General features: G+C 72.8%; 12 protein-coding genes. 11 read left to right on the forward strand and 1 reads right to left on the reverse strand.

Going from position 1 to position 13,510, the window contains the following annotated elements; genetic code table 11:
• Window position 1: 1 nt before the first annotated feature.
• From hpaH to EU555_RS21725, 7 genes are all read left to right on the forward strand, one after another.
• The gene (gene hpaH, locus EU555_RS21695; RefSeq protein ID WP_135417312.1) at window positions 2–802 is read left to right on the forward strand and encodes a 2-oxo-hept-4-ene-1,7-dioate hydratase; all 801 of its coding nucleotides are present in this window, start codon (window positions 2–4) and stop codon (window positions 800–802) included.
• Window positions 803–824: 22 nt separating this feature from the next.
• Window positions 825–1,688 (forward strand): fumarylacetoacetate hydrolase family protein, encoded by an 864-nt coding sequence (locus EU555_RS21700; RefSeq protein ID WP_135417313.1) that lies wholly within the window; start codon window positions 825–827, stop codon window positions 1,686–1,688.
• Window positions 1,689–1,708: 20 nt separating this feature from the next.
• Window positions 1,709–3,361 carry a thiamine pyrophosphate-binding protein gene (locus tag EU555_RS21705; RefSeq protein ID WP_135417356.1) on the forward strand — a complete coding sequence of 551 codons (1,653 nt, stop codon included), beginning with the start codon at window positions 1,709–1,711 and terminating at the stop codon, window positions 3,359–3,361.
• Window positions 3,362–3,980: 619 nt separating this feature from the next.
• On the forward strand, window positions 3,981–4,502 hold the full coding sequence (locus tag EU555_RS21710; protein ID WP_135417314.1) for a (2Fe-2S)-binding protein: 522 nt from the start codon (window positions 3,981–3,983) through the stop codon (window positions 4,500–4,502).
• Window positions 4,499–5,512 carry an FAD binding domain-containing protein gene (locus EU555_RS21715; RefSeq protein WP_135417315.1) on the forward strand — a complete coding sequence of 338 codons (1,014 nt, stop codon included), beginning with the start codon at window positions 4,499–4,501 and terminating at the stop codon, window positions 5,510–5,512. The genes EU555_RS21710 and EU555_RS21715 overlap by 4 nt, the downstream gene beginning before the upstream one ends.
• A gap of 8 nt (window positions 5,513–5,520) precedes the next feature.
• Window positions 5,521–7,758, forward strand: coding sequence for a xanthine dehydrogenase family protein molybdopterin-binding subunit (locus EU555_RS21720; protein WP_135417316.1), 2,238 nt, complete (start codon window positions 5,521–5,523; stop codon window positions 7,756–7,758).
• A 77-nt stretch (window positions 7,759–7,835) separates the two neighbouring features.
• Window positions 7,836–8,732 carry an alpha/beta fold hydrolase gene (locus EU555_RS21725; protein WP_135417317.1) on the forward strand — a complete coding sequence of 299 codons (897 nt, stop codon included), beginning with the start codon at window positions 7,836–7,838 and terminating at the stop codon, window positions 8,730–8,732.
• A gap of 15 nt (window positions 8,733–8,747) precedes the next feature.
• On the opposite strand, the gene EU555_RS21730 is transcribed toward EU555_RS21725, so the two are convergent.
• The gene (locus EU555_RS21730; RefSeq protein WP_135417318.1) at window positions 8,748–9,662 is read right to left on the reverse strand and encodes a LysR family transcriptional regulator; all 915 of its coding nucleotides are present in this window, start codon (window positions 9,660–9,662) and stop codon (window positions 8,748–8,750) included.
• Window positions 9,663–9,759: 97 nt separating this feature from the next.
• Here EU555_RS21730 and EU555_RS21735 point away from each other — a divergent pair, with 97 nt between their 5' ends.
• The 4 genes from EU555_RS21735 (at window position 9,760) to EU555_RS21750 (ending at window position 13,263) form a co-directional block, all read left to right on the forward strand.
• Window positions 9,760–10,932 carry an MFS transporter gene (locus EU555_RS21735; RefSeq protein ID WP_135417319.1) on the forward strand — a complete coding sequence of 391 codons (1,173 nt, stop codon included), beginning with the start codon at window positions 9,760–9,762 and terminating at the stop codon, window positions 10,930–10,932.
• Between the two features lie 70 nt (window positions 10,933–11,002).
• Window positions 11,003–11,617 (forward strand): LysE family translocator, encoded by a 615-nt coding sequence (locus tag EU555_RS21740; protein WP_135417320.1) that lies wholly within the window; start codon window positions 11,003–11,005, stop codon window positions 11,615–11,617.
• A 99-nt stretch (window positions 11,618–11,716) separates the two neighbouring features.
• Window positions 11,717–12,277 carry an isochorismatase family protein gene (locus tag EU555_RS21745; protein ID WP_135417321.1) on the forward strand — a complete coding sequence of 187 codons (561 nt, stop codon included), beginning with the start codon at window positions 11,717–11,719 and terminating at the stop codon, window positions 12,275–12,277.
• Complete coding sequence (locus tag EU555_RS21750) at window positions 12,274–13,263, forward strand: GlxA family transcriptional regulator (RefSeq protein ID WP_135417322.1); 990 nt, start codon at window positions 12,274–12,276, stop codon at window positions 13,261–13,263. The genes EU555_RS21745 and EU555_RS21750 overlap by 4 nt, the downstream gene beginning before the upstream one ends.
• Window positions 13,264–13,510 lie beyond the last annotated feature (247 nt).

Genomic DNA, 13,510 nt, shown 5'->3' on the forward strand with positions numbered 1-13,510 from the left:
CATGCTGGACGACGCCGTCGAGGCCTTCGCGCAGAGCCTGTTCGAGGCCGAGCGGGACCGGCGCCAGACCCGCGCCCTCTCGATCCTGCATCCGGAGGCGACGCTCGACGACGCCTACCGCGTGCAGGAGGCCTTCGTCGCCCGGAAGGTCGCGGCCGGCGGCCGGATCCGGGGCCACAAGATCGGCCTGACCTCCCGGGCGATGCAGGCGGCGGTCGGCATCGACCAGCCGGATTCCGGCTACATCCTCGACGACATGGTCTTCCCCGACGGCGGGGTGGTGCCCGGCGGACGCTTCATCGGGCTGCGCGTCGAGGCGGAACTCGCCTTCGTGCTAGGGCGCGACCTCTCGGGGGCGGATTGCACCCTGTTCGACGTGCTCGACGCCACCGCCTACGTCACGCCGGCGCTCGAGATCCTCGACACCCGCATCTTCCGCGCCGATCCCGAGACGGGTGCCGGGCGCAGGGTCGTCGACACCGTCGCCGACAACGCCGCCAATGCCGGCATCGTGACCGGCGGCCGGCCGTTCCGGCCGGGCGATCACGACCTGCGCTGGATCGGGGCGATCTGCGCGAAGAACGGCGCGGTCGAGGAGACGGGCCTCGCCGCCGGGGTGCTCAACAATCCGGCATCGGCGGTCGCCTGGCTGGTGAAGCGCTTCGCCGGCCAGGGCCGCGGCCTCAAGGCGGGCGAGATCGTGCTGGCCGGCTCCTTCATCCGCCCGATCGAAATCGGGCCGGGCGACACGATCACCGCCGATTACGGCCCGTTCGGCACCGTCTCCTGCCATGTCGGATGAGGCCCAGTTTCGGAGGAGGTCCATGAAGTTCGTCACCTTCGAGAGCGGCGGCGCCGTCTCCTACGGCCTCTGGCAGGAGGAGGGCGGGAGGACCGGCGTCGTCGACCTCGGCCGCCGCCTGCCCTACCCGACCCTCGACGCGCTGATCGCCGCCGAGGCCGTGGCGGAGGCCGCGGCGTTCGCCGGCACGCCGCCCGACCACGCGGCCGGGGCGGTCCGGCTCCGGCGGCCATTGAGCGCGTTCCGGAAGTGCTTCTGCGTCGGCGTGAACTACCCGGACCGCAACGCCGAGTACAAGGACGCCTCGGACCTCCCGCCGTATCCGAGCCTGTTCATCCGCTTCCCCGAGAGCTTCTCTGGGCCCGACGCCCCGATCCTGCGCCCGCCGGAGAGCCGGCAGCTCGACTACGAGGGCGAGATCGTGCTGGTGATCGGCAGGGCCGGACGGCGCATCCGCGCGGCGGACTGGCGCGACCACGTCATGGGCTACACCCTCGCCAACGAGGGCACGCTGCGCGACTGGGTGCGGCACGGCAAGTTCAACGTGACGCCCGGCAAGAACTGGGCGTCGTCCGGGTCGCTCGGCCCCTGGATCGTGACCGCCGACGCGGTCGACGCGGAGCGCCTGCGGCTGGTGACCCGGGTCAACGGCGAGGTCCGCCAGGACGACACCACCGCGCGGCTGATGTTCCCGTTCGGCCGCATCCTCGAATATGTCTCGACCTTCTGCACGCTCGAGCCCGGCGACATCATCCTCACCGGTACGCCGGCCGGCGCCGGGGCCCGCTTCGACCCGCCGCGCTTCCTCGTGCCGGGCGACGTGGTCGAGGTGGAGGTCGGGGGCATCGGCCTGTTGCGCAACACCGTCGCCGACGAGGCCCCCTGATGGACCGCAGCCCAGGCGCCCTGCGCCGCATGACCGGCGGAGCGGCGATCGTCGAGGCGCTCGCGGCGAACGGCGTCGACACCGTGTTCGGCCTGCCCGGCGCCCAGATGTACCCGCTGTTCGACGCCTTGAAGCAGCGCGAGGCTGCGATCCGCACCGTCGGGGCGCGGCACGAGCAGGCCTGCGGCTACATGGCCTTCGGGTATGCCCGCTCGACCGGCCGGCCGGGGGTCTACGCGGTGGTGCCGGGCCCCGGCGTCCTCAACACCACGGCGGCGCTCTGCACCGCCTACGGCACCGGCAGCCCGGTCCTCTGCCTCACCGGCCAGGTTCCGACCGCCTTCCTCGGCAAGGGGCGCGGCCACCTGCACGAGCTGCCCGACCAGCTCGGGACGCTGCGCTCGCTCGTGAAATGGGCCGAGCGGATCGAGCGCGTCGAGGACGCGCCGGCGGTGATCGACGAGGCGTTCCGCCGGATGCTGTCCGGCCGGCCCGGCCCGGTCGCCGTCGAGATGGCCTGGGACGTGATGGCGGGCGCGGCCGAGGTCGCCCCCCTGCCCGCTTCACGGCCCGACCGGCGCCCGGTGCCCTGCGGCGAGGCGGTCGCCCGTGCCGCGCGGCTCCTCGCCGCGGCCGAGCGGCCGATGATCCTCGTCGGCTCGGGCGCCCAGCACGCCGGTGCGGCGGTGCTGGCGCTCGCCGAGGCCCTCGACGCGCCGGTAGGCGCCTTCCGCGGCGGGCGCGGGGTCGTGGACGAGGACCACCCGCTCGGGGTTTCGTCCTATGCCGCGCGCCTGCTCTGGGACGACACGGATGCCCTCGTCGGCATCGGCTCGCGCCTCGAGATGCCCTACATGCGCTGGGCCGGGATGATGCGCCTGATCGACCGTCCGGAGACGCCTCCGCTCGTGCGCCTCGACATCGACCCCGTCGAGTTCGAGCGCCTCGTGCCGGAGGTCGGGATCCTGGCCGATTCCGAGGACGGCGCCCGGGCGCTTCTCGCGGCGGTGCGGGCGTTCCCCCGCCGGGACCGGCCCGACCGGCGGGCGGCGATCGCCGCGGCGAAGGCGCGGGCCAGGAGCGCGGTCGAGGCGGTGCAGCCGCAGGTCGCCTATCTCGACGCGATCCGCGCCGTGCTGCCCCGCGACGGGTTCCTGGTGCCCGAGCTCTCCCAGCTCGGCTTCGCCACCTATTTCGGCTGGCCCGTCCACGAGCCCCGCACCTACGTCTCGGAAGGCTACCAGGGCACGCTCGGCTTCGGCTTCCCGACGGCGCTCGGGGTCAAGGTCGCCCATCCCGGCCGCGCCGTGGTCTCGGTGACGGGCGACGGCGGCTTCCTGTTCGGCGTGCAGGAGCTGGCGACCGCGGCCCAGGAGCGGATCGGGCTCGTCACGGTCGTCGTCAACAACGCGTCCTACGGCAACGTGCTGCGCGACCAGCAGACCGGGTTCGGCAACCGGATCATCGGCTCGGTCCTGGAGAATCCGGATTTCCTGCTCCTGGCGAAGGCCTTCGGCGTCGCGGGGGCGGCGGTCTCCACGCCGGACGGTCTCGCGGCGGAACTCAGGCTGGCCTTCGACCGGCCCGGGCCGACGCTGATCGAGGTCCGGGTGCCGCAGGGCACGGAAGCCTCGCCCTGGCCGTTCATCCATCCCCCGGCCCGGCCCGCCTGAGGCCGGCCGATGCGCGAGTGATACGACATCCGGACGATTGCGTCCGGAATTCGTATCGGAGCCTGTTTGGTTGTCGAGAACGGCATCCCGTCGGTCCCATCCATCCCATCCACGACCTCATCCTGAGGTGCCGGCGATCGAAGATCGCGCACGATCGTCGATCGCGGACCGAGAGGAGCCTCGAAGGAGGGCTCCAGGAATCTCGGAGACATCGGGAGTGACCCGCTCCAGGTTCGGCAGGAGGGGCGTTGCCGATCGGCGCGAGTAGGCGACAGGGGGCGTGCCGCGCCGCCGCCTCCGCCAGGCCCATCCGCGCATCGGACGCGCCACCAGACGGCACGCGGACACGATCCCGTCCCGGGCGAGCTGCGGCCAGACCTCCCCTGCGCCGCGGACATGCCCTGCGCCGCGGACGTGGACGCTCGCCCCGAACACGCACGAAGGCGTGTCCTGGCGCCACCCCTCCCGTAGGCCGACTGCCCGGCGGCCCTCGATACGCCCTTGGGGAACGCCCGCACCTTGGAACGGTTGTCGGGTATGCCGCCCGGCCGGGGCCGTGCGCCCCCTCTCGGCGCGCGCCGATGCCGGGCCCCTCATCCAGGAGCGATGGCCCAAGCCCATGCTGAGCGACAGCGGCACCTCCGCCCTACCGGACACGCTTCCGGTCACCCTCACGATCAACGGGCAGGAGCGGCAACTCCAGGTCGCGCCCTGGACCACGCTCCTCGACCTCTTGCGCGAGGACCTCGACCTCACCGGCACCAAGAAGGGCTGCGACCACGGCCAGTGCGGCGCCTGCACGGTGATCGTCGACGGCAAGCGCATCAATTCCTGCCTGGCGCTGGCGGTGCAGAAGGACGGCGCCCGCGTCACCACCATCGAGGGCCTGTCGACCGGCAGCCTCCACCCGGTCCAGGCAGCGTTCCTGGAGCACGACGCCTTCCAGTGCGGCTACTGCACGCCGGGCCAGATCATGTCGGCGGTGGCGCTGATCGAGGAGGGCCGCGCCCGCTCGCGCGAGGAAATCCGCGAGCACATGAGCGGCAACATCTGCCGCTGCGGCGCTTACACCAACATCGTCGACGCCGTCGAGGACGTCCTGAAGACCAAGGCGTCGTCGTTGCGGGAGGCCGCGGAATGAACCGGTTCGCCTATACCCGCGCGGGCACCGTGCAGGAGGCCGTGCAGGCCCTCGCGGCCGATCCGGCGGCGCGCTTCATCGCCGGCGGCACCAACCTCGTCGACCTGATGAAGTACAACGTCGAGCGGCCCGGCCGCCTCGTCGACATCACCCGCCTGCCGCTCGACGAGATCGTCCAGCACGAGGGCGGCCTGCGGCTCGGCGCGCTCGTGCCCAACGCCACGGTGGCCTACGACCCGCTGGTCAACGAGCGCTACCCGCTGCTCGCGAGCGCGCTGCTCGCCGGCGCCTCGCCGCAGCTGCGCAACGCCGCCACCACCGGCGGCAACCTGCTGCAGCGCACCCGCTGCTACTATTTCTACGACGAGGGCACGCCCTGCAACAAGCGCCAGCCCGGCAGCGGCTGCCCGGCGATGACGGGTGTCAACCGCATCCACGCGATCCTGGGCGCCTCGGACCAGTGCATCGCCACCCATCCCTCCGACATGTGCGTGGCGCTGGCCGCCCTCGAGGCGGTGGTGCAGGTCGAGGGGCCGGATGGGCGCCGCGCCATTCCCTTCGCCGATTTCCACCGCCTGCCGGGTGACGAGCCGCAAAACGACACCACGCTCCGGCACGGCGAGATCGTGCTCTCGGTCGACCTGCCGGACGAGGACTTTTCGAAGCACTACACCTACCTGAAGCTGCGCGACCGGCTGTCCTACGCCTTCGCGCTCGTCTCGGTGGCGGCAGCCCTCGAGATGGACGGCGACACGATCCGGACGGCCCGCCTGGCGCTCGGCGGCGTCGCCCACAAGCCCTGGCGCAACGCCGAGGCCGAGGATCGTCTCGTCGGCCGGCCGGCCAATCCGGAGACGTTCCGCGAGGCCGCGGACGTGATCCTGGCCGAGGCCCGGCCCTACACCCACAACGCCTTCAAGGTCGAGCTGGCGCGGCGCGCCATCGTGCGGGGCTTGAGCCAGGCCGCCGCCGGCACGCCCCAGTCCCAGACCGACAAGCGCATCGCCTGAGGTATCCCATGGCCACCCCATCCCGCGTCGTCGGCACCGCCCAGAGCCGGCTCGACGGTCCCGCCAAGGTGACGGGCGCCGCGAAATACGCCGCCGAGTTCACGGCCCCCGACCTCGCCCACGGCGTCGTGGTGTCGAGCGCCATCGCCAAGGGCCGCATCACGGCGATCGACACCAGCGCCGCCGAGGCGGTGCCGGGCGTCATCAAGGTGTTCACCCACGAGAACCGGCCGCGCACCGCCTGGCTCGACTACAATTACCGCGATCAGGTCGCGCCGCCCGGGTCGCCGTTCCGGGCGCTGAACGGCCCCGAGATCGTCTATGGCGGCCAGCCGGTGGCGCTGGTGGTGGCGGAGAGCTTCGAACTCGCCCGCTACGGCGCGACCCTCGTCAGGATCGCCTATGCCGAGGACGTGCCGAACACCGACCTCGAGAAGAACCGCGAGGCGGCTTACGTCCCGCCGAAGAAGCGCTCCGGCATCAAGCCGCCGCCGGACCCGCGGGGCGACGCCGCCGGCGCCTTCGAGGCCGCACCGATCCGGCTGCGCCAGGAGTACAAGCAGGCGATCGAGCACCACAACCCGATGGAGCCGCACGCCTCGACCGTGGTCTACGAGGGCGAGGGCAAGCTCACCATCCATGACAAGATCCAGGGCGTGAACAACACGCAGGGCTACGTCTGCAGCGTGTTCGGCCTTAAGCCCGACGACGTGCGGGTGATCACGCCTTACGTCGGCGGCGGGTTCGGCTCGGGTCTGCGGCCGCAATACCAGCTCTATCTCGCGGTCTCGGCCGCCCTCGACCTCAAGCGCTCGGTGCGGGTGGTGCTGACCCGCGACCAGATGTTCACCTTCGGCTACCGGCCGGAGACCTACCAGACCGTGGCGCTCGGCGCGGACGAGGACGGCCGCCTCCAGGCCCTGACCCACGACGCGGTCGCCGGCACCTCGACCTTCGAGGATTACCAGGAGGCCGTCGTCAACTGGTCGGGCCTGCTCTACCACTGCCCGAACGTCACGCTCGATTACAAGCTCGCCAAGATCGACACCTACACCCCGGCCGACATGCGGGCGCCGGGGGCCGTCACCGGCATCTTCGCCCTCGAATCGGCGATGGACGAGCTGGCCTACGCCACCGGAATCGATCCCCTGGAGTTGCGGCTGCGGAACTACGCCGAGCGCGACGAGGGCGAGGGCAAGGACTTCACCTCGAAGGCCTTGCGCGCCGCCTACCAGCAGGGCGCGGCGCGATTCGGCTGGAGCCGGCGTAAGGCGGAGCCGCGGGCGATGCGCGACGGGCGCGAGCTCGTCGGCTGGGGCATGGCGACCGGCGTGTGGGAGGCGATGATGATGCAGTCGAGCGCGAGCGCCACGCTCACGCCCGACGGCAGGCTCGACGTCGCCTGCTCCACCGCCGATCTGGGTACGGGCACCTACACGATCCTCGCCCAGATCGGCGCGGATGCGCTGGGCCTGCCCCTCGACCACGTGACGACCCGGCTCGGCGACACGGCGCTGCCCGAGGCGCCGCTCGCCGGCGGCTCCTGGACCGCGGCCTCCTCGGGCGCCGCCGTGCAGGCGGCCTGCCGCAAGGTGGCCGAGACTCTGTTCGGCTACGCCCGCGGCCTGCCTGAGTCGCCGCTCGCCAATGCCGACCTCGCCCACGTCACCTTCGCGGAGGGCGAGATCCGGCTCCAGGCCGATCCCTCCCGCAAGGTCTCGATCGCCGAGGCGATGCGGGCCGGCGGCGTCGACAGGGTCGAGGCGACCGGGTCGGTCAAGCCGGACATGCTCACCACCACGCGCTACGCCGCCTACACCCACTCGGCGGTCTTCGCCGAGGTGAAGGTCGACGAGGAGCTCGGCGTGGTGCGGGTGACGCGGGTGGTGAGCGCCATCGCTGCCGGCAGGATCCTCAACCTCAAGACCGCGCGCAGCCAGATCCTCGGCGGGGTGGTGATGGGGATCGGCGCCGCGCTGGAAGAGGAGTCGATGCTCGACCACAGCCTCGGGCTGTTCATGAACCACAATCTCGGCGAGTACCACGTGCCGGTGAACGCCGACATCCACGACATCGAGGTGATCTTCGTCGACGAGCCCGACGACAAGGTCAGCCCGCTCGGCGTCAAGGGCCTGGGCGAGATCGGCATCGTCGGCACCGCCGCCGCGGTGGCGAACGCCGTCTACCACGCCACCGGCAAGCGCATCCGCGACCTGCCGATCACCATCGACAAGATCATCGGCTGACCCATCTTGGCCGTTGAGAGGAGCAAGGGGCGGGGCCTTCGGGTCCCGCCCCTCGCGTTTGCGACGGGAGCACGACCATGGACGTCAACAGCGTCGCCGCCGGCGAGGTCGAGATCACCTACGAGGCCTCGGGGCCCGACATGGGCCAGCCGGTGCTGCTGCTGCACGGCTGGCCGGACGACCCGCGCACCTACGACGCTGTGGTGCCGAAGCTCAACGCCGCGGGCTGGCGCACCATCGTGCCCTACTGGCGCGGCTGCGGCCCGACGAAATTCCTGAACCCGGAGGCTCCGAGAACCGGCGAGACCGCGGCGCTCGCCACCGACATCCTCGCCTTCATGGACGCGCTCGGCTTCTCGCGCCTGCCGATCATCGGGCACGATTGGGGCGGGCGCGTCGCCTACCTGCTGGCGGCGGCCCGGCCGCAGCGCGTCGCCTCGATCGCCGCCCTCTCGGTGCCCTGGGCCCCCGGCCGGATCGGCGTGCCGCCGCTGCCGCAGGTGCGGGCCTTCTGGTACCAGTGGTTCATGAACACCGAGCCGGGCGCCGCCTTCGTCCGCGAGAACCCCCTCGCCTTCGCCCGCGAGCAATGGGTGGCCTGGGGCCCGCCCGGCCCGTGGTTCACCGACGAGACCTTCGGCAGGACCGCCCCGTCGTTCCAGAACCCGGACTGGGCGGCCGTCACCCTCAACTTCTACCGCTCGCGCTGGGGCGCCGACGCGCCCGACCCGCGCTTCGCCGCGCTGACCCGGGAGGCGGAGGAGGCGCGCAGCATCGCGGTGCCGACCCTGGTGATCCATGGCGGCGCCGATGCTTGCCTGCTGCCGGCCTCCTTCGCGAGCCAGGACCAGCACTTCACCGGAGCCTACCGGCGGCTGGAGCTCGACGGCGTCGGCCATTTCCCGACCCGGGAGGCGCCCGATCAGGTGGCGGAGGCGCTGCTGACGCATCTGGGCGAGGTCGGGCAGCACTGACGGCTCGCGGCCGGGTCAGCCCTCGGGCGGCCGGGCCCGCATCCGCTGCGCCAGGAAATCGACCAAGACCCGCACCCGTGCAGGCATGGCGGTGCCGCCCACGAAGACAGCGTGGATGCTTTCCCGGTCCTGCGGATTGTAGGCTTCGAGCAGAGGGACGAGCTGCCGGGTCGCGACTTCCTCGCCGATATGGAAGGTGCCCACCCGGGTGATGCCGATGCCCTGGACGGCGAGCTGCACCAGCGTCTCGCCGCTATTGGCGGTGATGTTGCCCCGCACCGCCATCAGGACGTCGCGCCCTTCCTCCCGGAACGGCCAGCCGGGCTCGACGCGCCGGAAGCTGAAGTCGAGGCAGTTGTGCCGCGCGAGATCGGCCGGGACCCGCGGCACGCCGGCCCGGGCGAGGTAGGACGGGGCCGCGACCACCATGCGCCCGGTCTCGCCGAGGCGGCGGGCGGTGAGCGGGCTGTCGGCGAGCGGCCCGAAGCGGATCGCGACGTCGACCCGGCCGCCGAGCACGTCCGCGACCTGATCGCTCAGGTCGATCTCCACCGTGATCTCGGGATGGAGCGCGACGAACTCCGCCAGCAGCGGCACGACGACCAGGCGGCCATGGGCGGTGGCGGCGCTGACCCGGACCTTGCCGCGGGGCGAGGCCTGGTCGGCGAGGGTGCTCTCCGTCTCGTCGAGATCGGCGAGGATGCGGCGTGCCGCCCGGGCATAGGCCTCGCCCTCCGCCGTCAGGTGCAGGCGGCGGGTCGTCCGCACGATGAGCCGCACGCCGAGCCGCGCCTCGATCCGGGCGACGATGCGGCTCACCGCGGAGGGCGTCAGGCCCAGGGCGCGGGCGGCGCCCGACAGGCTGCCGGCCCGCACCACGGCGGCGAAGACCGCCATCTCCCCGGCGCGATCGGGCGCATCCCGCGGCATTCGTGACTCCGGCGCACAGATCCTGGTCCGGGACACTGGCTACCGCCGAGGCATTCCGTCAAGACAATGCCGGCCCGGAACAACCGGGGAGCCTCCCATGACGATCAACCCACCCCTGCTGGCGCTCGCGATCGGCGCGTTCGGCATCGGGGTCACCGAATTCACCCCGATGGGCATGCTGCCGGCCATCGCCGGCGACCTCGGGGTCTCGATCCCGGCGGCCGGCCTCCTGGTCACCGCCTACGCCCTCGGCGTCCTCGTGGGCGCGCCCGTGATGACGCTGCTCTTCGCCCGCACGCCGCGCCGCACCCTGCTGATCGGGCTGATGGGCCTGTTCACCCTCGGCAACCTGCTCTCGGGGCTGTCCGGCGGGTACGGCACGCTTCTGGCGGCGCGGCTCGTCACGTCCTTCAACCACGGCGCCTTCTTCGGCGTCGGCGCGGTCGTGGCGGCCGGCGTGGTGCCGCCGCAGCGGCGCGCCTCCGCGGTCGCCGCGATGTTCTCCGGCCTGACCGTCGCGACGGTCGGCGGCGTGCCCCTCGCGGCCTGGATCGGCGAGACCCTGGGCTGGCGCCTCGCCTTCCTGGGCATCGCCGGGATCGGCCTCGTCGCCATGGTGGCGTTGCGGCTCTCGCTGCCGCCGCTCCCGGTGGCGGCGGGCTCGGACATGCGCCGGGAGCTGCGCGCCCTGCGGAACGGCCCGGTCCTCGCCGCCCTGCTGCTGACCGTGCTCGGCGCGAGCGCGATGTTCACGGTGTTCACCTACATCGCGCCGATCCTGCGCACGGAGACCGGGGCGGGCCCCGGCTTCGTCACCGCGATGCTGGTCGTCTACGGGCTCGGGCTCGCCCTCGGCAACTGGCTCGGCGGCCGGCTGGCGGACCGCTCCCTCGACGGGACGCTTCTGGGCTCCCTGGCGGCCCTCATCGGGCTCCTGGTCCTGTTCGCGGCAGGGATGCGCTCCGAGATGGCGGCCGTGCCGCTGATCTTCCTGTGGGGCGTCGCGAGCTTCACCATCGTCCCGCCGCTCCAGATGCGGGTGGTGAGCGCGGCGGCCGACGCCCCGAACCTCGCCTCGGCGATGAATGTCGGCGCCTTCAACCTCGGCAACGCGGTCGGGGCCGCCCTGGGGGGCGGGGTGATCGATGCGGGCCTCGGCTATCCGGCGGTGTCGCTGGCGGGCGCCGCCGCGGCGGGCTCGGCGCTGGCTCTGCTGCTGGGGCTGCAGCGCGCAAGGCCGCAGCCGCGGCCGGAAGCGGCCCGCGGCTGACCCGGTGACGTGAGGGGATCCGTGGCCCGCTTCTTGAACGGCCTCGGGTCCCCCGACCCCGGAGCGCATCGTGGATCCGACCACCCTTCTGGCCTTCGCCGCCGCCTTCCTGGTCTTCGCCGCGAGCCCCGGGCCCGACAACATGACCATCGTCGCCCGCACCCTGTCGCACGGGCCCGCCGCGGGCCTCGCTTACGGGGTCGGCATGGTGGCCGGCATCCTGGCGGTCCTGGTCCTCGCCGCCGGCGGGCTCTCGGTCCTGGCGCAGGAGATGGGGGCGGTGATGACGGTGCTGCGCTATGCCGGTGCCGCCTACCTGGTCTGGGCCGGGCTCCGGCTCTGGACCGCCGAGCCGGTCCTGCCGGCCGACCGTGCGGACGGAAGGCGGCCCGGCCTCGCGGCGGGATTCGTCACCGGCCTCGCCCTCAACCTCGGCAACCCGAAGATGCCGCTGTTCTACCTCGCCCTGCTGCCGAACGTGGTCGGGGCCGCGCTCGCCCCGGCGCAGGTCGCGATCCTCGCCGGAATCATCCTGGCGGTCGAGGCGCTGGTGATCAGCGGCCACGTGCTCCTGGCCGGCCGGCTGCGCCGCGTCCTTCGCACCCGCGCGGCTTTGCGGCGGGCGAACCGCGTCGCCGGCGGGGTGATGGTCGGGGCCGGCCTGGCGGTCGTCGCGGCGCGCTGAAGCCCTGTCCTTTTTCGTCCGCTTCCGGTCCGGCCGTGGCCTTTCGGCGATTCGGGGGGCGCCTATCCTGGCGCCGTCCCACCCGCTAAGGATCATCCCATGCCGGACACCGCCCTCATCGTCATCGACGTCCAGGACTCCTTCCGCCACCGCCCCTACTGGGACGAGGCGGATCTCCCCCGCTTCCTCGACCGCCAGCAGGCCCTGATCGACGGCGCGGTGGCGAAAAACGTCCCCGTACTGCAGGTCTTCCACGTCGAGGAGCAGGGGCCGTTTTCCCTCGCCTCCGGCCATGTCCGCACCCTGGAGCCGTTGCGGATCGCGCCCGATGCCGTGTTCCACAAGCGCCGCCACAGCGCGCTCGTCGGCAGCGGGCTCGAGGTCTGGCTCAACCAGAACGGCATCCGCCGGCTCCTCGTCAGCGGCATCCGCACCGAGCAGTGCTGCGAGACCACGACCCGCCACGCCTCCGACCTCGGCTACACGGTCGATTACGTGGCGGAGGCGACCCTGACCTTCGCGATGACCGACGCTGCCGGGCGGCGCTGGAGCGCCGAGGAGATCCGGGCCCGCACCGAGCTGGTGCTGGCCGGCCGCTTCGCCCGCATCGCCACCGTCGAGGAGGCGCTCGCCGGCCCGGCCGTCCGCCTCGCCGCGTGAGCACGCGGACCGACATCCCCGTCGTGGTGGTGTGCCCGCCGCGCACCCTGCTCCTCGACGTGGCCGGCCCCGTCGAGGTGCTGCGCAAGGCCAACCTGATCCAGGACCGGGTGCGGTTCTGCGTCAGCCATGCCGGGCCCTCACCGGAGGTGACGTGCTCGATCGGGCTCGGGCTCACGGGCCTCTCGCCCCTGCCCGCGCCGCTGCCGGAGGGCGCCATTGTGGTGCTCGCCGGCACGGCGGAGCTGGTGCTCGGCGACCCCTCGCCCCCGGGCGAGGCGGAGCGGGCGGCGGAGGACGCGATCGTCGCCTGGCTGCGGGCGACCCTCCGGCCCGGGCACCGCCTGGTCTCGATCTGCTCCGGCGCGCTGCTCGCCGCCCGGGCCGGGCTCCTCGACGGGCATGCCTGCACCACCCACCACGCGGCCTGCACCGAGCTTGCCGCGCTCGCCCCCGCGGCCCGGGTGCTGGAGGACCGGCTGTTCGTCGAGGACGGCGAGCGCCTGACCAGCGCCGGCATCACCGCCGGCATCGACCTGATGCTCCATCTCGTGGCGCGCCTCGTCGATCCGGCCTGCGCGGCCGCGGTGGCGCGCTACCTCGTGGTGTACCTGCGCCGGGCCGGCAGCGACCCGCAACTCTCGCCTTGGCTCGACGGGCGCAACCACCTCCACCCGGCGATCCACCGGGTGCAGGACGCCGTGAGCGCCGACCCGGCCCGGGCCTGGAGCCTGGAGACCCTGGCGGACATCGCCGCCACCAGCCCGCGCCACCTCTCGCGGCTGTTCAACCGCCATGCCGGGATGAGCCTGCCCGATTACGTCAACGCCTTGCGGGTGGCGCTGGCCCGCGATCTTCTCGCCCGGACCCGCCTCGACATGGAGAGCGTGGCCGAGCGGGCGGGCTTCGCCTCGCCGCGCCAGCTGCGCCGGGCCTGGTCGCGCCGCCACGACCGCCCGCCGAGCGCGATGCGGGAGGCGCGGTAGAGGTTCGGGGCCTGGCCGGGACGAGGGGCGCGAAACCCTGCCGGTCAGGGCTGCCGCGCCACGGTGGGCGCGGCTGCCGGAGAGGCAGGGCGTCCCGCGGCAGAGAATGGCGCGCCGCTCCGATCCACAGGCCTGCACGGCCCAGATATGTGTTCCGTTCCGTCGCGTGCGCGAGGACACATCGCGGCGATGCGCGGCCTCCTATATCTCGATCACCGCAACAGAGGCGGGCCATGAACGCCGGCCC

The sequence above is a fragment of the Methylobacterium nonmethylotrophicum genome (genome assembly GCF_004745635.1).
GTDB classification, from domain to species: Bacteria; Pseudomonadota; Alphaproteobacteria; order Rhizobiales; family Beijerinckiaceae; genus Methylobacterium; species Methylobacterium nonmethylotrophicum.